We start from the raw sequence: 24,023 nt of genomic DNA on the forward strand, positions 1-24,023 counted from the left end.
TCCCAGCCAGCACAGCCGCAGTGAACAATGTTTGCCCTGCGGCAGAAAGCACGGATAATAGCGCCTAACTCATAAGCACAGTATTGGATTACCTCATGGAAATTAAAGTCAACTTTCTCGACAAGCTGCGTCTCGAAGCCAAGTTCGATGATTTTACGGTCATCGCCGACCAGCCCATCCGCTACAAAGGTGATGGTTCGGCGCCTGGTCCGTTCGATTACTTTTTGGCATCGTCGGCCCTGTGCGCTGCCTACTTCGTGAAGTTGTATTGCGATACGCGCAATATTTCCACCGAAAACATCCGTCTGTCGCAAAACAATATCGTCGATCCGGAAAACCGCTACCAGCAGATTTTCAAGATCCAGGTCGAGTTGCCGGCCGATATCTCGGCCAAGGACCGCCAGGGCATCCTGCGCTCGATCGACCGTTGCACGGTGAAAAAAGTGGTGCAAACGGGTCCCGAGTTCGTCATTGAAGAGGTGGAGAACCTGGACGCCGACGCCCAGGCCTTGCTGGCCCTGAATCCGGCCCCTGGCGCGAATACTTATATCGTCGGCAAGGATTTGCCGCTGGAACAGACCATCGCCAATATGTCGGCCCTGCTGGCGGGCCTGGGCATCAAGATTGAAATCGCCTCGTGGCGCAACATCATTCCGAACGTGTGGTCGCTGCATATCCGCGACGCGCATTCGCCCATGTGTTTCACCAACGGCAAGGGCGCGACCAAGGAAAGCGCGCTGGCGTCGGCCCTGGGCGAGTATATCGAGCGGCTCAGCAACAACCATTTCTACGCCGGGTCGTTCTGGGGCGAGGACATCGCCAACGCGCCATTCGTCCACTACCCGAACGAGCGCTGGTTCAAGCCGGGCCGCAAGGATGCGCTGCCGAAGGAGATACTCGACGAGTATTGCCTCGACATCTACAACCCCGATGGCGAACTGCGCGGCTCGCACCTGATCGATACCAACTCCGGCAATACGGAGCGCGGCATCTGCTCGCTGCCGTATGTGCGCCACTCCGATGGCGAGGTCGTGTACTTCCCCTCGAACCTGATCGAAAACCTGTACGTCAGCAATGGCATGAGCGCCGGCAATACCCTGGTCGAAGCGCAGGTGCAATGTCTGTCGGAAATTTTCGAGCGGGCCGTCAAGCGCGAAATCCTCGAAGGCGAAATCGCCCTGCCCGACGTGCCGCAGGACGTGCTGGCGAAGTATCCCGGCATCCTGGCCGGCATCCGGGGCCTGGAAGAGCAAGGCTTTCCCGTGCTGGTCAAAGATGCGTCGCTGGGCGGCGTGTATCCGGTGATGTGCGTCACCCTGATGAACCCGCGCACGGGCGGCGTGTTCGCCTCGTTCGGCGCGCACCCGAGCCTGGAAGTGGCGCTCGAACGCAGCCTGACGGAATTGCTGCAGGGCCGCAGCTTTGAGGGCCTCAACGACTTGCCGCAGCCGACCTTTGCCAGCGAAGCCGTCACCGAGCCAAACAACTTCGTCGAACACTTCATCGATTCGAGCGGCATCGTCTCGTGGCGCTTCTTCAGCGCCAAGGCAGATTACGATTTTGTCGAGTGGGATTTTTCCGGCCACGGCGAAAACTCGAATGCCGAGGAAGCGGCGACCCTGTTCGGTATCCTCGCCGGCATGGGCAAGGAAGTCTACACGGCCGAGTACGACCAGCTGGGCGGCACGGCCTGCCGCATCCTCGTGCCCGGCTATTCGGAAGTGTATCCGGTCGAAGATCTGATCTGGGACAACACCAACAAGGCGCTGCTGTTCCGCGCCGACATCCTGAACCTGCATAAACTGGACGATGCCAGCCTGGAAGACTTGCTCGACCGCCTGGAAAACAGCGAGCTCGACGAGTACGGCGACATCGCCACCCTGATCGGCATCGAGTTTGACGAAAATACCGTCTGGGGCCAGTTGACGACCCTGGAATTGAAGCTGCTGATTCATCTCGCCCTGCAGCAATTCGAAGAAGCGAAAGAGCTGGTGGAAACCTTCCTGCAGTACAACGACAACACGCTCGAGCGCAAACTGTTCTATCAAGCCTTGAACGTGGTGCTGGAAGTGGAACTCGATGACGAGCTGGAGCTGGACGATTACGTCGTCAATTTCCGCCGCATGTTTGGCAACGAACGCATGGACGCGGTGCTGGGCTCGGTGGACGGCAGCGTGCGCTTCTTCGGCCTGACCCCGACCAGCATGCAACTGGAAGGCCTCGACAGGCACCAGCGCCTGATCGACAGCTTCAAGAAACTGCATGCGGCGCGCGCCAAGGTTGCTGCCCGCTAGGGCGGCAAGCCCGGGCTGCTAACAACCGGCTGACGACAGTCAGCCGCCCGCCAGCGCCGCGATCTCTTTCTGCATGTTGTCTATCGCACGCGCGTTGTACTGGTCGGCGAAATACGCATCGCCAAACAGCTGGCCCGCCTGCGCCTTGGCGCTCAGGTGCTGCAGGGCCAGGCCCCGCTGCTCGTTGAAGCGCACGGGGTCCACGTGCGCGTATTCGCGGACGATGGCTTGCGTGTAGGCTTGATACACCTCTTCATCCTGACCCAGGATGGCCAGGTCGGCGCTGAGCATGGCGTCCTTCAGCGCGTGGCTGATGCCGGGTCCCTGGAAGTGGTCGGTGGCGCGTATCAGTTGCGCCACATCCTGGTTGTCGCCCACATCGAGGCCGCTGGCCAGCCACAGCTGGGCGCTCGCCTCTTCGCTGGAATACAGGGCATCGTCGTCGTGGCTGTAGACGGCGTCATGGAACCAGAACGCCTTTTTCACCAGCGCACTGTCGCGCTTGGGCGCAAAGGTATTGTCGGCCCACACGCGGATCTCGGACAGGCCGTGCACCAGATGGTCGAGGTTGTGATAGTGGCGGTCAGCGCCGCCATACGCCTGCGGCCCCGTCAGGTGGGCGAACCAGTGATCCGCCAGCGCGATGTCCGCTGGCGAGGCGGTGGCGTAGTTCCACAGCGCCTCCCACTCCTTGCGCAGGCAGTCGAGTATCCACGCCTGGTAGGCGGGACCAGGGACGAATTTCTTCATGGTCCAGTTCCAGCCGACAGGCCCTTCCAGCGCCTTGACGAAGCTGGAGCTGACGGAACCGAGGTCGCGCGGCGGCATCACGAAGATGGTCTTGGCGCCCTGCAGCACGTCTACATTGGTTTGCTGGATCAGGTTTTCATAGTCGAAATCGGCGGTCGTGCGGATGCCGCGGATCAGGTAGTCGCAACCATGCTTTTTCGCCGCGCGCGCCGTGTAGTCGCCCTTGACGATAACCACCTGTACATTGTCCCAGCCGCATTCGCGCGCGCTCTGCTCGATGATGCGCTTGCGGTCTTCGGCGGGGAATTGCGGCTTCTTGGCGGGGTTTTGCGACAGGAACACGATCACCTCGTCGGCGAGCGAACGCGCTTCGCCGATCACCCACATATGGCCGTTGGTGATGGGGTCGAGGGTGCCTGAAAAGCCGATCTTCTGCATGCTGCGCTCCGTTTGCTTGATTGCTTATTGCGCAGACAATATATGCCAGCGGCGCGCGCGTCAATGCAACAGGCCAAAGATCATGATCAAAACGTTATTTTTTCACGGCTTGCGGGAATTCCACGCGCACGCACAGGCCGCCCAGGCGCTCGGATTTATCCAGCACCAGGCGCGCGCCATGGCGCTCGGCGATGGCCTTGATGATGGCCAGCCCCAGGCCGCTGCCGTTGGCGTCCGTGCCGGGCACGCGGTAGAAGCGGCTGAAGACGCGCTCGCGCTCTTCGGGCGGAATGCCGGGGCCGCTGTCTTCCACCGACAAGGTCACGCCGACGGGGCTGGCGCGCAGGTCGATATCGACCGTGCCGCCCTGCGGCGTGTACTTGATGGCGTTGTCGACCAGGTTGCGCAGCATGATGTTGAGCGCATCGGCCTGCCCCGCCACCTTGGCCGCATCCATGTGGTGCAGGCCCAGGTCGATCTTGCGCGCCTGCGCGATGCCGGCCATGTCGCCCAGCGCGCGCTTGACGACGTCGTTCAAGTCCACCGCCTGCAGCTGGTCGCCGCTGGCGGCGCTCGCTTCCTGGCGCGCTAGCACCAGCAGCTGCTCGACCAGGCGCGTGGCCCGCTCGATGCCGGCGCTCACGCGACTGATTGCCAGGCTGCGCTTTTCTTCCGACTCGGCCCGTTCCAGGCTCAATACCTGCAACTTCAATGCCGCCAGCGGCGTGCGCAATTCATGCGCGGCGTCGGCAACAAAGTGCTGCTGCGCGTCGAACGCCGTTTTCACGCGCCCGAAAAGCAAGTTCAATTCATGCACCAGGGGGCGCACTTCGTCGGGCAAGCCCGCTTCCGAAACGGGTGACAGGTCGTCCGCCTGGCGCGCCGCCACCTGCTTGCGCACGCGCGAAACGGGCGCCAGCGAACCGCTGACGACCCACCAGACGACGAGCATCAATATTGGCGCCATCAGCGCGATGGGCCCCACCGTGCGCAGCGCCAGGCTGCCGGCCATGCGCTTGCGCACGGCCATGTCCTGGGCGATCTGCACGGTCTGGGAACTGGTTTGCACGGAAAAGATGCGGTAAGTCGTGCCGTTGGCTTTCACATTCGAAAAGCCCAGCACGGCGCGCTGCGGCAGTTCCGCGCGCGTGATCGAGCGGAACACCTGCACGCCGTCCGGCGTCCACACCTGCACCACCATGTCGTTGTTGACGGGGTCGGCCGGCAAGGCTTGCGCGTGGTTGGCCAGCGGCGCGCCGGAGCGCAGCGACAGGGCCATCTGCTGCATGTGATAATCAAAGATCTGGTCGGCGTCGTACAGGGCGCTGCGGTAGGCGATCGACGCTTGCGCCAGGGCCGCCATGATGATGGCCGCCAGCAAAAACCACAGCAGGCGGCCGCGCAGCGAATGCGTCACCGTGACCTTCATCCTCATGCCTTGGGCACCATGTAGCCGAGGCCGCGCACGTTCTGGATCAAGTCGCTGCCCAGCTTCTTGCGCAAGCCGTGGATATACACTTCCACGGCATTGCTGTTGACTTCATCTTTCCAGCTGTACAGTTTTTCTTCCAGCTGCGCCCGCGACAACACGATGCCGGGACGCGCAATCAGCGCTTCCAGCACGGCCCATTCGCGCGCCGACAGGTTGACGGGATGGCCCTCGGCGATCACTTCGCGCGTCAGCGGATTGATGGACACGCCCTGGTGCTCGAAGATCGGTTCCGGCCGCCCCGAGGCGCGCCGCAGCAAGGCGCGTATGCGCGCCAGCAATTCATCGAGGTCATACGGTTTGAGCACATAATCGTCGGCGCCTGCGTCGAGGCCGGCGATGCGCTGCTCGACGGCGTCGCGCGCCGTGGCCACGAGGACAGGAGTGTCGAGTTTGCGCAAACGCATCGAGCGCAGCACGTCGAGGCCATCCTTGCGCGGCAAGCCCAGGTCCAGCAGCACCAGATCATAGGTCTGCGTCTGCAGGGCCGTGTCGGCCATGTCGCCATCCTTGACCCAGTCCACCGCGTAATGCTCGGCGCGCAGCAAATCGAGCACCACCTCGCCGATCATCGTATCGTCTTCTACCAGCAATAAGCGCATGGCTTGCCTCTCTATCTCGTTACTCGTGTGTTCAACCCAGGCGTACTGGAATGAATATCTTGTCGGGGCCGCGCTGGATCAGCAAGGCGACCGACTTGGCGGATTTTTCCACCACGTCGCGCACCTGCTCGACCGTGTTGACGGGACGGCCATTGACCGACAATAGCACGTCGCCCGGCTGCACTCCGGCATTCGCGGCGGCGCCGCCCGCGTCTTCCACCAGCAGGCCGGCGCTGATGCCGGCCTCGCGTTTTTCATCCGATTGTAACGGACGCAGGGCCAGGCCCAGCTTTACCTTGCCGGCGGCGCTGTCGCTCTTCGCCACTTCGGCCACCTTGTCGGCCGCATTGCCCAGGGTTGCCGTCAGGCTCACGATCTTGCCGTCACGCCAGACATCCATGCTGATCTTGTCGCCAGGCAAGGACGTGCCCACCAGCGCCGGCAAGTCGGCCGAGCCGATGATGCGCTGGCCATTCACCTTGCGCACCACGTCGCCCGATTTCAGGCCCGCCTTGTCGGCCGGGCTGCCCCGCTCCACATTGGCCACCAGCGCGCCTTCCGGCGTGGCCAGCTTGAACGAATCGGCAAAGCCCTGGTTGACTTCCTGCACCGTCACGCCCAGCTTGGCATGGCTGGCCTTGCCTGTGGCGACGATCTGATCCTTGATGCGGCCGGCCAGGTCGATGGGGATGGCGAACGACAAGCCCTGAAAGCCGCCCGTCTGGCTGTAGATCTGCGAATTGATGCCGACCACTTCGCCGCGCGTGTTGAACAGCGGACCACCCGAGTTGCCGGGGTTCACCGCCACGTCTGTCTGGATGAACGGTACATTGCTGTCGTCCGGCAAGGAGCGGCCCTTGGCGCTGACCACGCCGGCCGTTACCGTGCTGTCGAAGCCGTATGGCGAACCGATGGCCAGCACCCACTCGCCCACCTTCAGGTCGCTCGAATGGCCGAGCGGCACGATGGGCAGGTTGTTGGCGTCGATTTTCAATACGGCAATGTCCGTCTTCGGATCCGTGCCCAGCACCTTGGCGCGGAATTCGCGGCGGTCATTGAGCTTGACGGTCACTTCGCGCGCATCGCGCACCACGTGGGCGTTCGTCATGATGATGCCGTCCGGGCTGACGATGAAGCCGGAACCGAGGCCGTGCGTGGGCACGTCGCGGCCACCGCGCTGCCCGCCTTGCGGCCCCTGGAAGCGGCGGAAGAATTCAAAGAAAGGGTCGTTGCCGAAATCGTCGTTGCCAGCCTGGGCCGAGGGATCGTAGGCCACCTTGGTGCTGCCCGTGACGCTGATATTGACGACGGCCGGGCTGTTGCGCGAAGCGATCTGGCTAAAGTCGGGCAAGGCCACCAGCGGCGCGCTGGCTACAGGTGCCACGGCGGCAGCCACGAGGGCGCCTGGGGCAGCGGCAGCGGCAGCGGCATTCGCGCCAGCATTGTTCTGATGCACCACCATGGCGCCACCGGCGCCCAGCACACCGATCGCGGCCAGCGCGGCTACGGTGCGTTTGATTTTCAGGGATGCGGTATTCTTTTGCTGTTCCATGAATTGCTCCTCATTCAATGAGATTTTGATGTATGCAATAGTGGGCCACGAGTCTTAGGCGGTGCTTAACATTTTTCCATTTGGAAACAGGCATTTGCGCCTTTAAGCAGGGTTTAATCTTGCCTGCCGCACGCTTGTTGCATGGCGATCAAGGAGGACCCGAACGGGCTCCGGACGTGACACTGGCCGGATCAACCGGCCAGTATTTTACTGCATGGAAAGAGCCTACCTGGGCGCCGGAGGGGCGCCGGGGTCAGCTCAGCTGAGCTCAGCTCAGCTCAGCTCAGGCTGCCTGGCGCTGTTCCAGCACATTCACGTTAGCGGCGGTGTCGCCGCCGGCGCCGATCTCGATCTTGCGCGGTTTCAGCGCTTCCGGCACTTCACGCACGAGGTCGATGGTCAGCATGCCGTTTTCAAACGTGGCGCCCGTGACTTTCACATGGTTGGCCAGCTGGAAACGCTGTTCGAAATCGCGGGCAGCGATGCCGCGGTGCAAGAAGGTGCGCTCGACGCCATCTTTCTGCTTGCGGCCCGTGACGTGCAGGGAATCGCGTTCGGTGATGATGTCGATCTCTTCGCGCGAGAAGCCGGCCAAGGCCATCACGATGCGGTATTTATCTTCCGACACCAGTTCGATGTTGTACGGTGGGTAGCTCGGTTGCGCATCGGCGCGCTGTTCGTTGAGCAGCTGTGCCAGGCGGTCAAAGCCAATGGCGGAACGATACAGGGGAGCAAGGTCAAAAGTACGCATGATAAATATCCTTTTCAAATGAAGCGATAAGAGGGGCGGACCTCACCATGAGCATCCGCTTGCTACCAATCTAAGGACGATCAAGCGGCCTTCAAGGCCTTGAAATTGGCGAAAAGCACCCCAGACCTCGCGAAATTTGTAAGAAATTTTTACAAGCTCCCTCCAAGGGGATTTTGCATGGCGTCCCCCATGCGGGGCCGGCTTTTGGTGTATGCTGGCGGCATGAATAATGACACCGACATCCAGCTCAGCGGCCCCTTCAAGGCCACCGACGGCTCCGGCCGTGCCCACGACATCAAGGCCATCCGCATCTTCGACGAAGGCTACGGCATCATCGACGTCTACGTCGATTTCGCCGCCCCGCTCGAAGCGGGCGCCTACAAGGACAAGACACTGGTCGGCCACATCCTGGCCCGCCTGCGCAGCCTCGGCTACGTTGGCCCCGACTTCGGCCATGGCGACCTTGGCCTGCAAGACAAGAAACTGATCGTTCTGGAAGCGCCCGAGGAATTTTCCGCCTTTGCAATCAGCAAAGGCTGGAAAGATCTTTCGGCAGAATTCGACGAGGACTGAGCCGTTTTCTCCCCATCTGCGCCGTACCCGCATCTTGCCGGTACGGCGTTTTTCATGGGTGAAGACTTAATTCAGCTTAGTTGCTTAGTTGATATAGCGCGCGCTCCAGGCGGCAATCACATTAGCGACATAGGCAGCGTCATCGCGCCCCGTCAATAAATGGTCGGCATCGTCGAGCGAAACGAAGCTTTTCGGGTGTTTGGCCGCCGTAAAGATATCCATCGCATTCGACAGGCTTACCGTCGTGTCGTTCGGCGCGTGCATCACCAGCAGGGCTCGGCGCAGGCCGGCGATGTGCTCCTTTAAACTGTGGCTGCCCGCGTCGTCGACGAATTGCTGGCGGATGCGGAAAGGCCGCCCTTCCAGCTGCACCAGCGCTTCGCCCTCGGCGGCGATCTGCTCCAGGTGGTCGCTGAACATGCGCGTCACGTAGGCGGGCGTGCTCGGGGCGGCCAGGGTGGCGATGGCGGTGGCTTCCGGCACTTGCGACGCGGCGGCCAGCACGGCGGCGCCGCCCAGGCTATGGCCGATCAGCAATTGCGGTGCGGCGTGTTTGGTCCGTAGGAAATCGGCGGCGGCGACCAGGTCGTCCACGTTCGACGAGAAATTGGTGGCGGCGAACTCGCCCTCGCTGGCGCCCAGTCCCGTAAAGTCGAAGCGCAGCACGGCGATGCCGTGTTCCGTCAAGCCTTGCGCGATGCGCCGCGCGGCCAGCACGTCCTTGCCGCAAGTAAAACAGTGGGCGAACAGCGCGTAGGCGCGGATAGCGCCGTCGGGCGCATCGAGGCGCGCCGCCAGCACATGGCCATGCGCGCCGGGAAAATCTTGCCGGGTGGATTTCATTGTCTCAGATCAAAGCTGCCGCGCAGGGCGGCCGATGGCGCATTGTAGCGCCGCCCGGCCACTGCCTGCGTTAATCGCGCTTAGGAATATTGACGCCTTTGGCAACGGCAGGCCGGGCCAGGAAAACATCCAGCACGCGCTGCACGTTCGGGAAATTACTAAAACCGACGAGGTCGCCCGCACCATAGAAGCCCACCAGGCAGCGCACCCACGGGAAGATGGCGATGTCGGCAATCGTGTACTGCTCGCCCATGATCCAGTCGCGGCCCTGCAGGCGCTGCTCGAGCACGCCCAGCAGGCGCTTGGCTTCGCCAAGATAGCGCTCGAGCGGACGCTTGTCTTCGTAGTCCTTGCCGGCGAATTTGTGGAAGAAGCCCACCTGGCCGAACATGGGGCCGATACCGCCCATCTGGAACATCAGCCACTGTATCGTTTCATAGCGCAGGCCCGCATCCTGCGGGATGAACTTGCCCGTCTTTTCTGCCAGGTACAGCAGGATGGCGCCCGACTCGAACAGGGCCAGCGGTTTGCCATCGGGACCGTCCGGGTCGAGGATGGCGGGAATCTTGTTGTTCGGATTGAGGGACAGGAAGGCGGGCGACAGCTGGTCGTTCTGCTCGAAGCTGACCAGGTGCGGCTCGTACGCCAGGCCCAGCTCTTCCAGCAGGATGGAAACCTTGATGCCGTTCGGCGTCGGCAGCGAGTACAGCTGCAGGCGCTCGGGATGCAGTGCAGGCCATTTTTGGGTAATGGGGAAGTCGGAAAGCTGTGTCATGGATATCCTTTGTTTCAATGAAAGATGCGGCACCGGGAAGCCAGTATAGCCAAGCATGGCAATTTCAGCAGGACAGCGCATTTAGCCAAACAAGCCATGCAAAAACCAGCGCGGCGCGGCGTCTTCCGCGCTGCCGGCGATGCGTTCGCGGTAGACCCAGTAATGGGCGTGATCGAGGCCTTCGGCGATGAAATAATCGCGCGCCTGCGACTGGCCCCACCAGCCTGCCTCGATGCGTTCGGCAACGGACACCATTTTCAAAGGCGAGCCATAAAACGGCCGGTGCTCGCGCATCAAGAGGGCGATGGGCTGGGCCAGCAGCCAGCCGGGACGGGGCATGCCGGGCAAGCCGGGCGGCAAGTCGGGTAGCGCGTTTTTTGCGTTTGGCCTGGCCGGCAGCGGCAGCCACTGGTTGGCCGCCTCGGGGCGGTAATCGGCGCGCGGCGCGGCCTGCAAGACATTCTCGCTCCCCAGGCGCGCCACCAGCAATTCCAGCAAGCGCTGGCGCTCCTGCGGCGTGCCGCCCGGCTCGGGGAACAGGGTATCGCTGGGCGGCGCCATCGGCTGCACCTGCAGCGCTTCCAAGGTCAAGCCGATGACGGGCGCCTCCAGCGCCAGCTGCGCCAGGCGCTCCTTGAGCAGGCGCACCAGGTGCTCGTCGCGCCACACGGCCTCGCCCAGCGCCAGGTCGATGACGGTGGGAGCGCGCGCCACCCTGCCCCGCTCGTGCGCCAGCAGCAACTGTATGCGCTCAACGGCAAATTGCCGCGCGCACAACCAGCCCGTCATTTGCTGCAGCAGGCGGCGCGCGCCGAACAGCAGCGCGTCCGCGTGCTCCACGCGGTCGAACAGTTCCAGGCTGGCGCGGAACGTGGGCGGCGCCTCAATCCACACGAACAGTTCCGTGCTGTGGCCATGCGCGTCGTCGAGCATGGCCAGCAAAGCCCCGCCGCAGCGGCGCTGCAAGCCGGGCCGGGGCAAGTGGCGCAGCTGCCCCAGGGTGCGGCAGCCGATGCCCTCGAACCAGTCCAGGTAAGGGCGCGCGGGCGGCAGCAGAGCGCACGGCAGGCCGTCGAGGTGGCGGGTGAGGCTTTCCATGCCAAGCACGCGGCGCCGGCGCGTAGCGGCACGCGCCAGCAGCCAGGCGCCGCGCGCCGTGGGAGCGCACGACAGCTGGGCCGTGTAGCCAAGCGCGCGCAAGCTGGCCGCGATCTGCCGGCACAGGGCGCGCACGCCGCCAAACAGGCGCAGGCTGGCGCCCGCATCGACCACCAGGGTCGCTTCCTCGCCCTGCGCCACCAGCGGCGAATATTGCAGCAGCGCCAGCGCCACCGCTTGCAGGGCCTGCGCTTCCAGTTCAAGCGAGCGCTCGTGCAGGCGCGCCTGCGGCGCCAGCATCAGCGCGCCCGCGCGGCGCATGCCCGGCCGGATGCCGGCGGCCCGCGCCAGCGGCGACACGGCCATCACTTGCTCCTGCTCCAGCACTACGCCCAGGCTGTCAGCCGACCAGCGCGGGCAAAATACTTCGAGCGGGAGCCGGGGCAGGCACAGGCCGATCCAGAGTCGCATGGCGTGGCAATAATGAAGGTGGTTGCAGGGGCAGGAACAGGGGCGCGTCGCGCTGCGGTCCCCGGCGCTTGATGAAGCCGATCTCGATGCCGCCGGCGGCCGGGCGCACGGACAGGCGCAGCGGCGCCGGCGACGCATCCTGCGCGCCGTGCAGCGGGCGCAGCATGCAGAACAAGGTGTTGCCGCCTTGCGCGGCCAGGTGCAGGCGGCGCAGGCTGTCGGCGCGCACGTGCGGCTGCCAGAACAGCAAGGCGCCGCAACTGCCGCTGCGCAAGATGTTTTCCGCCGCCCACAGGGCATCCTTGCTGCTGGCGCTTTTGAGCCACAGCAGCTGCGACGGCGCCAGCCCCTGCGCGGCCAGAGCCAGCGCCTGAGGCGGATGGGGCGGCTGCAGCAGCACGATGGGCAAGCCCTGCAGTTGCGCCAGCGCGGGCGCCAGCAGGCGCAATTCGCCGCTGCCCGCCTGCTGCACCAGCAGGTCGATGAGACTGCCGCTGGGCCAGCCACCGCCGGGCAGCTGCGCGGACAGGGCGGCAAAGCCCGTGTCCAGGCAGCGCGTGGCGCCCTGCCCAAGCTGCGATGCGCGCCATAAAGACGGGTGCAAGGCTTCCGGCGAGGCCATCAATTGAGAATGTTGCATCATTGAATAGATAGATGAATACTGTATGCATATACAGTACTATTCGGCCCGGCTTTTGGCAAGGTTTATCTGACTGCCGCTACCGCAGGGGCCGCTCCGCCATGTCCGAAAAACCCCGTTTTTGGCATCGATTGCTGTACCATAAGCACTCTCCTTACCGCTCGGCAATGCACCGGGCGGCTTCCTCCGTCCATAAGGAAACGCATTTGACCACCATCCAAATCATCAGCGCCATCGTCTTCGGCCTTGCGCTCATCCACACCTTCGCCGCCAAGTCGTTTGAAACCTTGTCGCGGCGCCATCCCCGCCATGCGGGCCTGCTGCATTTGCTGGGCGAAGTGGAAGTCGTGTTCGGCTTCTGGGCCTTCATCCTGATCATCATCATGGCCTTTGTCTCGGGCAGCGATGCGGCCATCGAGTATGCCGAGTCGCGCCATTACACGGAGCCGCTGTTCGTCTTTGTCGTCATGGTCGTGGCCGCCTCACGCCCCGTGCTCGACGCCGTGCAGCGCCTGTTGAAAAGCGTGGCGCGCGTGATGCCGCTGCGCACGGAACTGGCCCTCGTCTGGCTGGGCCTGGCGCTCGTGCCGCTGACGGGCTCATTGATCACGGAACCGGCCGCCATGACCCTGGCCGCGCTGATGCTGGCGCCGCAAATCTTCCGCCCGGGCATCCCTGAATGGCTGAAATACGGCGCGCTGGGCGTGCTGTTCGTCAACGTTTCCATCGGCGGCACCCTCACTTCGTACGCGGCGCCGCCCGTGCTGATGGTGGCCACCACGTGGAACTGGGACAGCGCCTACATGGCCAGCCATTTCGGCTGGAAGGCCGCCATCGCCGTGCTCGTCAACGCCACGGGCGTGAGCATTTTGCTGCGCAAATACCTGCACAGCAACACTTCCGACATCAAGCCGAAAGCGGGCGAGGTGGAAGCGCCGAAAGTGCCGCTGGCCGTCAGCCTGGTGCACATGATCGTGCTGGCCGGCGTGGTGACACTGGCGCACCATCCCGTGCTGTTCATCGGCCTGTTCCTGTTCTTCCTCGGCTTCGTGCAGGCGTACGAGCGCTATCAAAGCCCGCTGATCCTCAAGGAAGGCTTGCTGGTCGGCTTCTTCCTGGGCGGCCTGGTGGTACTGGGCGGCATGCAGCAATGGTGGCTGCAGCCCATCGTCTCGAGCCTGAAGCCGCTGGCCCTGTTCTTCGGCGCCCTGGGCTTGACGGCGATTACCGACAATGCGGCCCTCACTTACCTCGGTTCGCTGATCGTCGGCATGACGGACGAAGCGAAATACATGCTGATGGCCGGCGCCGTGGCCGGTGGCGGCCTGACCGTCATCGCCAACGCGCCGAACCCGGCCGGCGTGGCCCTGCTGCGCCGCGGTTTCAAGGATGAATCGATCGGCGCCGTCGGCCTGCTGGCCGGCGCCCTGCTGCCGACGGCCGTGGCGGGCCTGGCCTTCCTGGCCCTGTAAGCCTACTCACGGGGCGGCTGCCGGCCGCCCCCGCTCCCTTCAGTTTCCCTCCTCAATTACCCTCATACACGAGAAAGTGCAGCCGGTCATAGAACAGGCTGTAGGCATAGTCGAACGTGCCCACGCTGCGAAAACCCTTGTGCAGATACACTTGCAGCGCTTCGCTCTTTTCCCACACCGTCAGGGTGATGCGCGCACAGCCCTTGCGGCTGGCCAGGTCGCGGATTTCATGGAACATTTGCCGGAACAAGCCCTGGCCCCGGTATTTCTCGTCGATGGCCAGGCTGCTGACGAAACAGTCGTCGGCGCGCGCATGCGCGAGCACGAAGGCGTCATACGCATCGTCAAGCGCCTTCATGTCGTCGCGGTAATATGACACGGCGCCGCAGGCCTGGAACTCGTCCATCGTCGCGGCCGTGAAGAAGCCAATGAAACGCCCGTCCTCGTCATGCAAGCCGTGGATGTGTTCCAGATACGGGTCGATATTTTGCCGCCGCTGCAATTCGACGAACTGCAAATTGAGTTTGTTGCCGAACGAGCAGTATTCAAGGTAGCTGGTGGCAAACAGCAGTTTCGCCATGCGGTTCTTCGTCTCGTCGTCCAGCAGTTCGCCCGGCACCAGCGTGAGCGGCGCATGCGACAGCAAGTCCGCCTGCGCCTCGTCACTTGGCGGGGGCGCATCGCCGGCGGCCGGCATGCGGCTGCCGTGGCGGCCCACGGTCGGACGCCAGAAATTGCCGGCGGTAATCTGCTGCGAACGGTGGGCCAGCAGGTAGCGGCAAAAGACGGCATTCACGCGGTCCAGCTGCGGGTCGTCCGACAGCACCGAGTAATAGTGAAAATGATCGATGTCGGCCCGCAGCTGGGCCGCATACGCCATGCGCGGCACTTCCTCGATGTCGAACACGTCGACGATGTCGGGCAGGCGCAAAGGGTCATCGAGCCGCCAGCCGATGTCGTCGAGCCGCGCCACGCAGCGGGCATATGCGCGCCGTTCCTCGTCGCTCAAGGGGATGTGCATGTCGGTAATGATATCGTCCAGCAAGCGCATGCCGCGGATGCCGCCCGCCACCGCTTCGCGCGCGCCGTCATACAGCACGCAATAGCGCTGGTAGAACTCGGCATGGCTGAGCAGGGTCACGCCCAGGTTTTTCTTCCATTCGGCATAGAATTGGCCAAACAGCTGTCCCTCGAATTGCGGGCAGGAACGGGGGATCCGCGCATCGATGCCCGCATAGGCGAGGTTCACATTGCGCTGGATCACGCGCAGCGCCGCATCGTTCTTCTTGGCGATCAGCATGCCCGTTTCATCGAGAAACAGATTCATCCAGCTGACGTGCCGGCGCTCTTCGCTGTCATCACCGTTACGCTGGAAATAATCGGGCACTTCCGGCTTCATCAGGAAAATCGTCGCCGGATTGTGCGGCACCGTATCGACATCCATATACATGCCGCCGTATTCACACATGATGAGGATGCGGAAATAATCGGACAAGGTGGCGAAGTAGCGCTGCGTATGCAGGGTATCGAGGATGCCGAAGCGGGCCGGCGCGAAATCGAGCGCCAGCGCGCGCAGCGAGTTGATATGCAGGGTCGTGCCGCCGATGGCGTAGCGGCCTATCGTGTAGCGCCCGGCGCCGCCCGTGGGGCTGAAGCGCTCGTCATTGCGCAGCTGCTGCGCATCCCACACCCACAGGATGGAGACGTACGGCGCGCCGCCGTTGTAGCGGACTTCCTCCAGCGCCGCGCCCCACTGCCAGATCGCTTCGGAAGCGATGGCCGGCAAGGGTCCGCCCATCCAGATGCGGTGCAGGTAGCGCTCGTCGTCACCCAGCGCGCGCGTGGGGATGCAGCTGAGCGAGGAACAGCTTGCCGCGTTGAAATGGTTAAAGTTCAGGGCGACGAAGCTGCGCAGGGCCGCGATGCCAGCCTGGTGCTCCACGGCCAGTTGCTCCAGGTCGCTGCCGGCGGGCCGGACATCGGCCAGGGTGATGTAATCGAGTTTCAGCCGGTTGATGCGGAACTCGTATTCCAGGTTGAAAATCTTTGCTTGATCGTGTTTCGAGGCCAGGTCATCTATTTTCATGGGCGCACCATTTTCCGCAGGAGAGTGTCAATGAACTTCGCAGGAGGTAAAACAAGGTCGAGAACAGGCGCATCGCTGCGCCATCAGTGCCGGGCCAGCCGCACCCCGCTTTCCCGGCGCCCCGCCATGCCCCGCGTAAACAGCAGCAGGCAGGCCGTGATGGCCACGATGACGGGAATATTGAGCAGCGCATACGTTTCCAGCGCATAGCCGAAGCGCTGGCACAGCACGTTGTATAGCTGCAGCCAGGCGGACAGATAAATGCAGTACAGCAAGCTCATGGCGGCCGTCGTGAGTGTCATCGATTCCTTGCTGGCCGTAATCGCGCTGCGGATCAGGGCACCATTGAACAGGCCGAAGCCGATGGAATAGACAAACATGCAGGCGGCAAACACGTCGACGTGATGGCGGCCCGCGCCGGCGCCCAGCATGCCGGCGGCCGCGATCAGCCCGCCCAGGCGCAGCAGGGACACGAGCGGGAAATCCTGGCGCAAACGCTGGATGGCGATGCTGCTGAGAACGAAACCGGACAAAATCACGCATTGCAGGGCGATATACGTGGCGTACGAGGCGCCCATTTCCTGCAGCACGAAAATGGGCGAAAAGCCGATCCAGGCCGTCAGGGGCACGGTGGCCAGCCCGGCCGTGAACATGCCGAACATGAAGCGCCCATTGCTGAAAATGGCGACATAGCTGCGCACGATGGCGGCCAGGTCCGGGCGCGTGACGGCCGGCGCCGCGCGCGGCATGGTCTTGAACAGGCCCAGCAAGGACAGCAGCGCCAGCAGGCCGGAGAGGAAAAAGACGTAGCGCCAGTCCAGCTGGCTGATGATGGCGCTGCCAAGGATGGGGCCGGCCAGGGGCGCGAGGATGGTGGTGCTCGACAGGATGCTGCTCAGCTTGACGGCTGCCATGTCGTCGAACAGTTCATGGATCATGGCATAGCCGACGAAGATGAAGCAGCAGCCCATGCCCTGGATGAAACGGGCGGCGAGAAATTGCTCGATCGAGGCGGTCAATGGCACGGCCAAGGTGGCCAGCAGGAACAAGATATTGCCGGTCAGCACCAGCTTGCGCTTGCCGATGGTGTTGGCCAGGGGCCCCAGGAAAATCTGCAGGGAACTGCCGCCCAGCAGATACAGGCTCAGGGACAGGGGAACGAATTTTTCCGTTGCCTGGAACTCGCCGACGATGCCCAGCATGGCCGGCATGATCATGTCGTTCGACAAATAAATATTCAGTTCAAAGACGAGGAAAAACGCAAAGAACCACAGCAACTGCTTGGACTTGATGGACATGGCGCGTTCCGTAACGTGGGTGGCTGCCGTCAGTGCGTATCTGCCGTCGGGGCATGGGACGGCAGACACGGATCACACTGAAAACGTGTACCAATTGTATACCAGTTCGTATTTTTAGCGCCTGTTTTTGTGATTTTTACATACCGCAGCAATACCACTTTACAAAATCCATGCTGCTGCGACATTGGGAAATCTGCGCGGGAAAGGGCGCGGCCAGCGTGCCGGCAGGCTGGCCTCGGCCCTGCGGGGAAAGGAAGAACGATGCGTACCAGTGCCCGCGCACCGTTGCGGCGCGCGGCACACTGGCTTACCGGCGGCGGTGGCTCGCGAAGAAATCGAGCAGCATCTTGCTGGCGTCGGGCCTGGCCTTGTCGTTGAATGGCAGGCTGGCGTCGCCGCCGCTCCACGCGTGCTCGAGGTGCTCGACCTGCGCCACGCGCAGCAGCACATCCTTGCCCACCTGATAATCGTGCAGCGCATACGCATGCGCCGGATTGCGCCCGCCCGCAGCGCCGCCAGGCAGGCGCTGCGCCGTCACCACGGTATCGAACGGCAAGCGGTTGACGCGCACGCTCTGGCGCACCAGCTGCGTCTGGTTAATGGGCCGCACCACCTTGTCGGCCAGCCCTTGCAGCAGGATGGTGGGCAGGCGGGGAAACGCAGGCTGGCGCGCCAGCACTTCATCGATGGCCGCGTCGGTACGGGCGCTGGCGCCATGCTGCATCACGCCCAGCGCGCCGATCAGGTTATGCCCGGCGCCAAACACGGGCCCGGAATGCAGGCCCAGCGCGGCAAACAGATGGGGATGATTCAGGGCCACGATATGCGCCATGCCGGCGCCGGCGGAAATGCCGCAGATATAGATGCGCGCGCGGTCGATCGCGTAGCGGGCCGCCACCTGCTCGATGGCGCCGACGATCAGGCGCACGTCGCCGCCGCCCTCCTGCGTCAGCTTGTCGTACCACTTCCAGCAGCGGCGCGCATGCGAACGCAGCGATTGCTGCGGATACAGCACGGCATAGCCCTTGCGTTCGGCCAGGCGGTTCATGCGCGTGCCGTCGGCAAACTGCGTGGCGCTCTGCTCGCAGCCGTGCAGCATTACCAGCAGCGGCCGGCCCCGGCTGCGCATGGCGGCGCTCGGCGCCTTCTCGGGCAAGTACAGGAAATATGGCAGGCGCCGGCCCGGCAACTGACCCAGTTCAGGCAACGGTGCATAGTGGGCGGCCAGCCACTTGCCCGGCGGGGGCGCCGTTCGCTTGCGCACGCGCGGTGGCGACAGGGGCGTGGCAAAGGGCGCCAGGGCGGGCACGGCGCCGCTGACGGGCCTGGCGCGCGGCTTGGCGATTGTTTTGGCCTTGGTCTTGGCCACGGCCTTGCCGCGGGGTTTGGCCTTGGGCTTGGCTGGCACCGGGCCGAACAGCACTTTGGCCAGCTTGGTCGCCGTGCGCTGCTGCGCCTTACCGGCGCGCAATAGCCCGCGCAGCCATTTGGTGGCGGGCTTTACCATGGCGCGCGGCGCGCGTGTCGTTGTGGAGCGTACCGCAAGTTCATCCCTCTGCAGCGTTGCATCGTCAGCATGTGCGGCCTCCTCATTGGAACGCATAGAGTACCGCAATTGGCTGACCACACCGTACGGTTGCACACCGATAAAGTGCCGCTAAGTAATCCTCAGGAAATTATTGTGAATTTATGACGAACAGAACCGGATGCTATGCAAGGCGCCCACTGCGACGCAGTGCGAGCACTGCTAGCAGCGGGCAACGCCGCAGAGCGCCGGTTATGGAAGTCAGAAATCATAATAATTTATTGGGGGTTACTTAGCACCATTGAGGCAGATCAAGCGTGACCTGGTGCGTATGCTTACTCTGGATGTTCGATCAGCACTTCACACGAGGAGAGAACACCATGAGCTATCTGGACCGCGATATCCTGGGCATGTACCGCAACCACGACGGCCCGGGGCCGGCCCTGATGGGGGCCGATACCCTGATCGGGGACGATGTCTACAATCACGACGACGAGGAGCTGGGCGACATCAAGGAAATCATGCTCGACATGCGCACCGGCCAGATCGCCTATGCCGTGCTGTCCTTCGGCGGCATCATGGGCATGGGCGACAAGCTGTTTGCCGTGCCCTGGGAACGCCTGACCCTGGACACCGTCAACAAGCGCTTCCTGCTCAACGTCGACAAAGACCTGCTGAAAGACGCTCCCGGCTTCGACAAGAACAACTGGCCCGACATGGGCAGCGAAGCGTGGAACCAGCAGATGGAAGCGTTCTATGGCAGCGGCACGCGCTACGGCAGCGGCGCCATGGCAGGGGGCCACATGCCCTCCGGCAGCGACCTGCGCAGCGGCGCCAGCCTGCAATCGGGCAGCGAAGGCAGCATGTCCGGCAGTTCCATGAGCGGCAGCCGCGCCGGCACGGGCGGCAGCCAGAGCAATCTGGGCTCCTCGCTCAGCGATGATGATGATCTCAACAAGCGCACTTGAGAGATCAGGTGGAACGTAGGTCGGGTAGGTCGGGTAGGTCGGATTAGCGGCGAAGCCGCGTAATCCGACACCACCAGCGACACGGTTAACACCGCCAAACCGTTAACCCGGCTAACACCGCTAACACCACACCACCATCGCGCCAACGATATTGTCGGATTACGCGCGCCCTTCGGACGCGCTCATCAGACCTACCGCTGCATCGACTCCCATACTTTCTGCAGGCGCTTGGCAGACACCGGCATCGGCGTCCGTAACTCCTGCGCAAACAGCGACACGCGCAGCTCTTCGAGCATCCAGCGGAAGTCGACCAGTTTCGGATCCGTGTTCTTGCCGGCCTGGCGGTCCTTGGCTTGGCGCAGATACGGCGCGGCGGCCGATTGCCACTCGGCCATCAACTTGGTGTCGCGCGCGGGGTCGGCGCGCAGCTTTTCCAGGCGCACATTGATCGCCTTCAGATAGCGGGGGAAATGCGCCAGCTGCGAGTACTCGTTTTCCATCAGGAAGCGTTTATGCACGAGGCCCTGCAGCTGCGACTGAATATCGGTGGCGGCCGCTGCGGGAATATTTTGTAGCCGCTTCGGCAAGCCGTGGAATTCCGTCAGCACTTGCGACAGCAAACGGGCGATTTCATTCACCAGCAGAACCAACCGCGACTTGCCCTCCGCCTGGCGCTTGGCGAATGAAGCGGCGTCCAGCGGCAGCGGATCTTGCAGGCAGGCGATGTCGAGCGCCTTGTTGATGATTTGCTCGCGTAGCTCTTCCTGCGAACCAAGGGCCATGAATTGCATGCCCATCTGCTGCAGGCCGGGGATGCTTTTCTCGACGTATTTGATCTGCTCCTTCATTTGCAGCGCGAACAGGCGGCGCAAACCGATCTTGTGCGTGCGGGCGGCCACGGTCGGGTCGTCAAACACTTCCAGGTCGCAATGCGTGCCCTTGTCGACCAGCGCGGGGAAGCCGATCAGGGTCAGCTTGCCTTGCACGATTTCCAGCAACTCCGGCAATTCGCCGAAGGTCCAGGCTGTCAAGCCCATGTGCTGCGAGACGGTGGCATTGCCTGACGCCGGTGCGGCCGCAGCGGCAGCACCCTTGGCCAGCGCACCGCCCTTGCCTGCCGCCGCATTGGCGGCGGCGCCCTGCGCTTGCGCCTGCAGCCGCGACGCCACTTGCGCGCCCGCCACTTTGGCGCCGGGCGTGCCCGTCCCGGAAACGCCTGACACTTCAGCCAGCTTCTGGAAACTCTGGCGCGCCTGGCCGCCGAATTCCGCCTGCAGGGTGGCCAGGTTGCGGCCCATGTCCAGCTGGCGGCCATGCTCGTCGATCACCTTGAAATTCATGAAGTGATGGGCAGGCAGGGTTTCCGGCTTGAAGTCCGTCGTCAGCACATTGATCGTGATCTGCGTGCGGATGTCGAGGATGATGGCGTCGATCAGGTCACCGCGGCCAAACACGCCCGCTGCATGTACGCGCTCGCAGAACTTGGCCGCATAGTCGGGCAGCGGCACGCAGTGGCGGCGCAGCTTTTGCGGCAACGATTTTAATAGCAGATGCACTTTTTCCTTCAGCATGCCCGGCACCAGCCATTCGCAGCGTTCGCGCGGCAACTGGTTCAGCGCATACAGCGGCACGGCCAAGGTCACGCCATCGCGCACGCTGCCCGGCTCGAAGTGGTACGTGAGGCCCATTTCCAGGCCCGTCACGGACATGGTTTTCGGGAACAGGTCCGTCGTCACGCCAGCCGCCTCGTGGCGCATCAGCTCTTCGCGGTTCAGATACAGCAGTTTCGGATTGTCGCGCGTCGCCTCTTTGTGCCATTTCTCGAAACCGGCGCCATTGCACACGTCCGCCGGCAGCAGCTTGTCGTAGAAGGCGGCGATCAGTTCATCGTCGACCAGCACGTCCAGGCGGCGCGATTTATGTTCAAGGTTTTCAATGTCCTTGATCAGTTTATGGTTATGCGCAAAGAACGGCGCGCGCGTGTCGAAGTCGCCGCCAACGAGCGCGTCGCGGATGAAGATTTCACGCGCTTCCGGCAAGTTGAAATTGCCGTAGTTGATGCGGCGCTGGCTGTACACCACCAGGCCATATAAGGTCGCCCGTTCGGACGCCGTCACCTGCGCCGAGCGTTTTTCCCAGCGCGGCTCACCCCACGATTTCTTCAGCAAATGCTCGCCGACCTTTTCCAGCCACTCGGGCTGGATCTGCGCCACGCAGCGCGCGTAGAGCCGCGTCGTGTCGACCAGTTCGGCCGCCATGATCCACTTGCCCGGCTTTTTCAGCAGCGAGGAACCGGGCCAGATGTGGAACTTGATGCCGCGCGCGCCCAGATACCCGGCACCCGGCTCGTCCTCGCCCTTGAAGCCGATATTGCCCAGCAAGCCGGTCAGCAAGGCCATGTGCAGATTGTCGTAGGTGGCCGGTGCTTCGTTCAGGCGCCAGCCCTGTTCCTTGACGATGGTCAGCAGCTGCGAATGCACGTCGCGCCATTCGCGCAAGCGCATTTGCGACAGGAAATTCGTGCGGCAATTATCCTGCAGCTGGCGGTTGGTTTTCTTGTGCTCGATGGCCGATTCGAACCAGCGCCAGATTTTCAGGTAACTCAAGAATTCCGATTTTTCATCGGCGAATTTCTTGTGCGCCTCGTCGGCCGCCTGCTGGTGTTCCATCGGGCGGTCGCGCGGATCTTGCACGGACAGGGCCGAGGCGACGATCAGCACTTCCGTCAGACACGCGTTATCGAGCGCGGCGAGGATCATGCGGCCCACGCGCGGGTCCAGCGGCAGCTTGGCCAGCTTGTTTCCCAGCGGCGTGAGCTTGTTGACGTCGTCAACGGCACCGAGTTCCTGCAGCAATTGATAACCGTCGGCCACCGCGCGCGCCAGCGGCGGCTCGATGAAGGGGAAGGTTTCCACGTCCGTCAGGTGCAGGGATTTCATGCGCAGGATGACGGCCGCCAGCGAGGAGCGCAGGATTTCCGGCTCCGTGAATTTCGGGCGCAGCAAATAATCCTGCTCTTCGTACAAACGGATGCAGACGCCATCGGCCACGCGGCCGCAACGGCCGGCACGCTGGTTGGCGGCGGACTGGGCGATCGGCTCGACCTGCAGTTGCTCCACTTTATTGCGGTAGCTGTAGCGTTTCACCCGCGCCAGGCCAGCATCGACCACGTAGCGGATGCCGGGCACGGTCAGCGAGGTTTCCGCCACGTTGGTGGCCAGCACGATGCGGCGCGCATTGCTGGTTTTAAACACGCGCTCCTGCTCCTCGGCCGACAGGCGGGCGAACAGGGGCAGGATTTCCACGTGCGGCGGATGGTGCTTGCGCAGCGCTTCGGCGCAGTCGCGGATTTCGCGCTCGCCCGGCAAGAACACCAGCACGTCGCCCGAGCCGATGCGGCACAGTTCTTCCACGCCATCGACGACGGCATCCATCAGGTCGCGCTTTTCGCGCGCGGCAGCCGTGCGCTGGCCAGGTTTGTCGGGGTTGGCGGCACCGGGCATGGCCACCTGCTCGCGCTCGACGGGACGGTAGCGCACTTCCACCTGGTACAGACGGCCCGACACTTCGATCACGGGCGCCGGTTTTTCCGGTGTGCCGAAATGGCGCGAGAAGCGTTCCGCATCGATGGTGGCCGAGGTGATGATGATTTTCAGATCGGGCCGGCGCGGCAGCAGCTGCTTCAGATAGCCGAGCAGGAAATCGATGTTCAGGCTGCGTTCGTGCGCTTCATCGATGATGATGGTGTCGTAGTTTTTCAACAACGGGTCGGTCTGCGTCTCGGCCAACAAGATACCGTCCGTCATCAGCTTGACGGACGCGCCACGGCTCAGGGTATCGGTAAAACGCACCTTGAAGCCCACGGTTTCGCCCAGCGGCGTCCCCAGTTCCTGCGCGATGCGCTTGGCCGTCGAGGAAGCGGCGATACGCCGCGGCTGCGTGTGGCCGATCATGCCCTTCTGCCCCCGTCCCAGCTCCAGGCAAATCTTCGGCAACTGGGTCGTCTTGCCGGAACCCGTCTCGCCCGAAACGATGATGACCTGGTTTTCCGTCAATGCCTTGGCGATTTCCGCGCGCCGGCCCGAGACGGGCAAGTCTTCCGGATACGTAATCGGCGGCAGCGGATTGCGGAAAGCCTTTTCGGCTTCGCGCGCGGCGCGGGCTGCGTCGCGGCTTTCGCGGCTCTCCTGCCCCTCGCGCGGCGGGCGCGGCGCGCGCTGTTGCTGTTGCTGTTTCTGTTGTTCCGCGCGCGGCGGCTGCTGCCTTTGCTGGCTCACGGGCGGGCGCTGGCGGCCCTGCGCAGGCGTGGCGGCAGGCGCGGAAACATCCCCGCTGGCGGGCACATTTGCAACGTTGGAAGGAGGGGAAGACTTATTGCTGGCTGAAGACATTGTTTTT

Annotated in this window: 17 protein-coding genes; 4 read left to right on the plus strand and 13 right to left on the minus strand. The window is 63.3% G+C overall.

The window, feature by feature from the left end; translation table 11 throughout:
• The first annotated feature begins 95 nt into the window (after nt 1–95).
• Nucleotides 96–2,294, plus strand: coding sequence for an OsmC domain/YcaO domain-containing protein (locus KO539_RS04030; RefSeq protein WP_219307432.1), 2,199 nt, complete (start codon nt 96–98; stop codon nt 2,292–2,294).
• A 39-nt stretch (nt 2,295–2,333) separates the two neighbouring features.
• Here KO539_RS04030 and coaD read toward each other — a convergent pair whose 3' ends face one another.
• The 5 genes from coaD to KO539_RS04055 form a co-directional block, all read right to left on the minus strand.
• Complete coding sequence (gene coaD / locus KO539_RS04035) at nt 2,334–3,482, minus strand: pantetheine-phosphate adenylyltransferase (RefSeq protein WP_219307434.1); 1,149 nt, start codon at nt 3,480–3,482, stop codon at nt 2,334–2,336.
• Between the two features lie 94 nt (nt 3,483–3,576).
• Nucleotides 3,577–4,911: an ATP-binding protein gene (locus KO539_RS04040; RefSeq protein ID WP_046685864.1), complete on the minus strand. Its 1,335-nt coding sequence runs from the start codon at nt 4,909–4,911 to the stop codon at nt 3,577–3,579.
• A gap of 2 nt (nt 4,912–4,913) precedes the next feature.
• Nucleotides 4,914–5,573 (minus strand): response regulator transcription factor, encoded by a 660-nt coding sequence (locus tag KO539_RS04045; RefSeq protein ID WP_010400558.1) that lies wholly within the window; start codon nt 5,571–5,573, stop codon nt 4,914–4,916.
• Nucleotides 5,574–5,604: 31 nt separating this feature from the next.
• Entirely contained in the window at nt 5,605–7,125 is a 1,521-nt protein-coding gene (locus KO539_RS04050; protein ID WP_219307436.1) for a Do family serine endopeptidase, read from the minus strand.
• A gap of 283 nt (nt 7,126–7,408) precedes the next feature.
• A complete protein-coding gene (locus KO539_RS04055) occupies nt 7,409–7,876 on the minus strand; it encodes an Hsp20 family protein (RefSeq protein ID WP_219307438.1) in 468 nt (155 codons plus the stop codon).
• Between the two features lie 222 nt (nt 7,877–8,098).
• Between KO539_RS04055 and KO539_RS04060 the strand changes: the two genes are divergently transcribed.
• Complete coding sequence (locus KO539_RS04060) at nt 8,099–8,449, plus strand: hypothetical protein (protein ID WP_035827997.1); 351 nt, start codon at nt 8,099–8,101, stop codon at nt 8,447–8,449.
• An 84-nt stretch (nt 8,450–8,533) separates the two neighbouring features.
• On the opposite strand, the gene KO539_RS04065 is transcribed toward KO539_RS04060, so the two are convergent.
• The 4 genes from KO539_RS04065 to imuA all read right to left on the minus strand — a co-directional run bounded on the left by KO539_RS04065 (nt 8,534) and on the right by imuA (nt 12,276).
• Nucleotides 8,534–9,292 carry a S9 family peptidase gene (locus tag KO539_RS04065; RefSeq protein WP_219307440.1) on the minus strand — a complete coding sequence of 253 codons (759 nt, stop codon included), beginning with the start codon at nt 9,290–9,292 and terminating at the stop codon, nt 8,534–8,536.
• A gap of 70 nt (nt 9,293–9,362) precedes the next feature.
• Complete coding sequence (locus KO539_RS04070; protein ID WP_219307442.1) at nt 9,363–10,067, minus strand: glutathione binding-like protein; 705 nt, start codon at nt 10,065–10,067, stop codon at nt 9,363–9,365.
• Nucleotides 10,068–10,148: 81 nt separating this feature from the next.
• The gene (locus KO539_RS04075; RefSeq protein ID WP_219307444.1) at nt 10,149–11,636 is read right to left on the minus strand and encodes a DNA polymerase Y family protein; all 1,488 of its coding nucleotides are present in this window, start codon (nt 11,634–11,636) and stop codon (nt 10,149–10,151) included.
• A complete protein-coding gene (gene imuA / locus KO539_RS04080; protein WP_219308598.1) occupies nt 11,566–12,276 on the minus strand; it encodes a translesion DNA synthesis-associated protein ImuA in 711 nt (236 codons plus the stop codon). The genes KO539_RS04075 and imuA overlap by 71 nt, the downstream gene beginning before the upstream one ends.
• A 206-nt stretch (nt 12,277–12,482) precedes the next feature.
• Here imuA and KO539_RS04085 point away from each other — a divergent pair, with 206 nt between their 5' ends.
• Nucleotides 12,483–13,748: a putative Na+/H+ antiporter gene (locus KO539_RS04085; protein WP_219307446.1), complete on the plus strand. Its 1,266-nt coding sequence runs from the start codon at nt 12,483–12,485 to the stop codon at nt 13,746–13,748.
• A gap of 52 nt (nt 13,749–13,800) precedes the next feature.
• Here the strand turns inward: KO539_RS04085 and KO539_RS04090 are convergent, their stop codons facing one another.
• The 3 genes from KO539_RS04090 to KO539_RS04100 all read right to left on the minus strand — a co-directional run bounded on the left by KO539_RS04090 (nt 13,801) and on the right by KO539_RS04100 (nt 18,639).
• Complete coding sequence (locus KO539_RS04090; RefSeq protein ID WP_219307448.1) at nt 13,801–15,834, minus strand: GNAT family N-acetyltransferase; 2,034 nt, start codon at nt 15,832–15,834, stop codon at nt 13,801–13,803.
• An 83-nt stretch (nt 15,835–15,917) separates the two neighbouring features.
• Entirely contained in the window at nt 15,918–17,132 is a 1,215-nt protein-coding gene (locus KO539_RS04095; protein ID WP_219307450.1) for an MFS transporter, read from the minus strand.
• Between the two features lie 307 nt (nt 17,133–17,439).
• Nucleotides 17,440–18,639, minus strand: coding sequence for a PHB depolymerase family esterase (locus KO539_RS04100; RefSeq protein ID WP_219307452.1), 1,200 nt, complete (start codon nt 18,637–18,639; stop codon nt 17,440–17,442).
• A 398-nt stretch (nt 18,640–19,037) separates the two neighbouring features.
• Between KO539_RS04100 and KO539_RS04105 the strand changes: the two genes are divergently transcribed.
• Nucleotides 19,038–19,625 carry a PRC-barrel domain-containing protein gene (locus tag KO539_RS04105; RefSeq protein ID WP_219307454.1) on the plus strand — a complete coding sequence of 196 codons (588 nt, stop codon included), beginning with the start codon at nt 19,038–19,040 and terminating at the stop codon, nt 19,623–19,625.
• A 191-nt stretch (nt 19,626–19,816) separates the two neighbouring features.
• On the opposite strand, the gene hrpA is transcribed toward KO539_RS04105, so the two are convergent.
• Nucleotides 19,817–24,016: an ATP-dependent RNA helicase HrpA gene (gene hrpA / locus KO539_RS04110; protein ID WP_257626099.1), complete on the minus strand. Its 4,200-nt coding sequence runs from the start codon at nt 24,014–24,016 to the stop codon at nt 19,817–19,819.
• Between the last annotated feature and the right edge of the window lie 7 nt (nt 24,017–24,023).

Source organism: Janthinobacterium sp. NKUCC06_STL (assembly GCF_019345455.1).
In the GTDB taxonomy this organism is placed as follows: Bacteria; Pseudomonadota; Gammaproteobacteria; order Burkholderiales; family Burkholderiaceae_D; genus Janthinobacterium; species Janthinobacterium rivuli.

Coding starts and splice junctions, on each gene's coding strand:
- coaD (WP_219307434.1), bottom strand. CDS start 3,482: ATGCAGAAGATCGGCTTTTCAGGCACCCTCGACCCCATCACCAACGGC.
- KO539_RS04105 (WP_219307454.1), top strand. CDS start 19,038: ATGAGCTATCTGGACCGCGATATCCTGGGCATGTACCGCAACCACGAC.
- KO539_RS04055 (WP_219307438.1), bottom strand. CDS start 7,876: ATGCGTACTTTTGACCTTGCTCCCCTGTATCGTTCCGCCATTGGCTTT.
- KO539_RS04090 (WP_219307448.1), bottom strand. CDS start 15,834: ATGAAAATAGATGACCTGGCCTCGAAACACGATCAAGCAAAGATTTTC.
- KO539_RS04060 (WP_035827997.1), top strand. CDS start 8,099: ATGAATAATGACACCGACATCCAGCTCAGCGGCCCCTTCAAGGCCACC.
- KO539_RS04065 (WP_219307440.1), bottom strand. CDS start 9,292: ATGAAATCCACCCGGCAAGATTTTCCCGGCGCGCATGGCCATGTGCTG.
- KO539_RS04030 (WP_219307432.1), top strand. CDS start 96: ATGGAAATTAAAGTCAACTTTCTCGACAAGCTGCGTCTCGAAGCCAAG.
- KO539_RS04095 (WP_219307450.1), bottom strand. CDS start 17,132: ATGTCCATCAAGTCCAAGCAGTTGCTGTGGTTCTTTGCGTTTTTCCTC.
- imuA (WP_219308598.1), bottom strand. CDS start 12,276: ATGCAACATTCTCAATTGATGGCCTCGCCGGAAGCCTTGCACCCGTCT.
- KO539_RS04070 (WP_219307442.1), bottom strand. CDS start 10,067: ATGACACAGCTTTCCGACTTCCCCATTACCCAAAAATGGCCTGCACTG.
- KO539_RS04075 (WP_219307444.1), bottom strand. CDS start 11,636: ATGCGACTCTGGATCGGCCTGTGCCTGCCCCGGCTCCCGCTCGAAGTA.
- KO539_RS04100 (WP_219307452.1), bottom strand. CDS start 18,639: ATGGTAAAGCCCGCCACCAAATGGCTGCGCGGGCTATTGCGCGCCGGT.
- KO539_RS04040 (WP_046685864.1), bottom strand. CDS start 4,911: ATGAAGGTCACGGTGACGCATTCGCTGCGCGGCCGCCTGCTGTGGTTT.
- KO539_RS04050 (WP_219307436.1), bottom strand. CDS start 7,125: ATGGAACAGCAAAAGAATACCGCATCCCTGAAAATCAAACGCACCGTA.
- hrpA (WP_257626099.1), bottom strand. CDS start 24,016: ATGTCTTCAGCCAGCAATAAGTCTTCCCCTCCTTCCAACGTTGCAAAT.
- KO539_RS04045 (WP_010400558.1), bottom strand. CDS start 5,573: ATGCGCTTATTGCTGGTAGAAGACGATACGATGATCGGCGAGGTGGTG.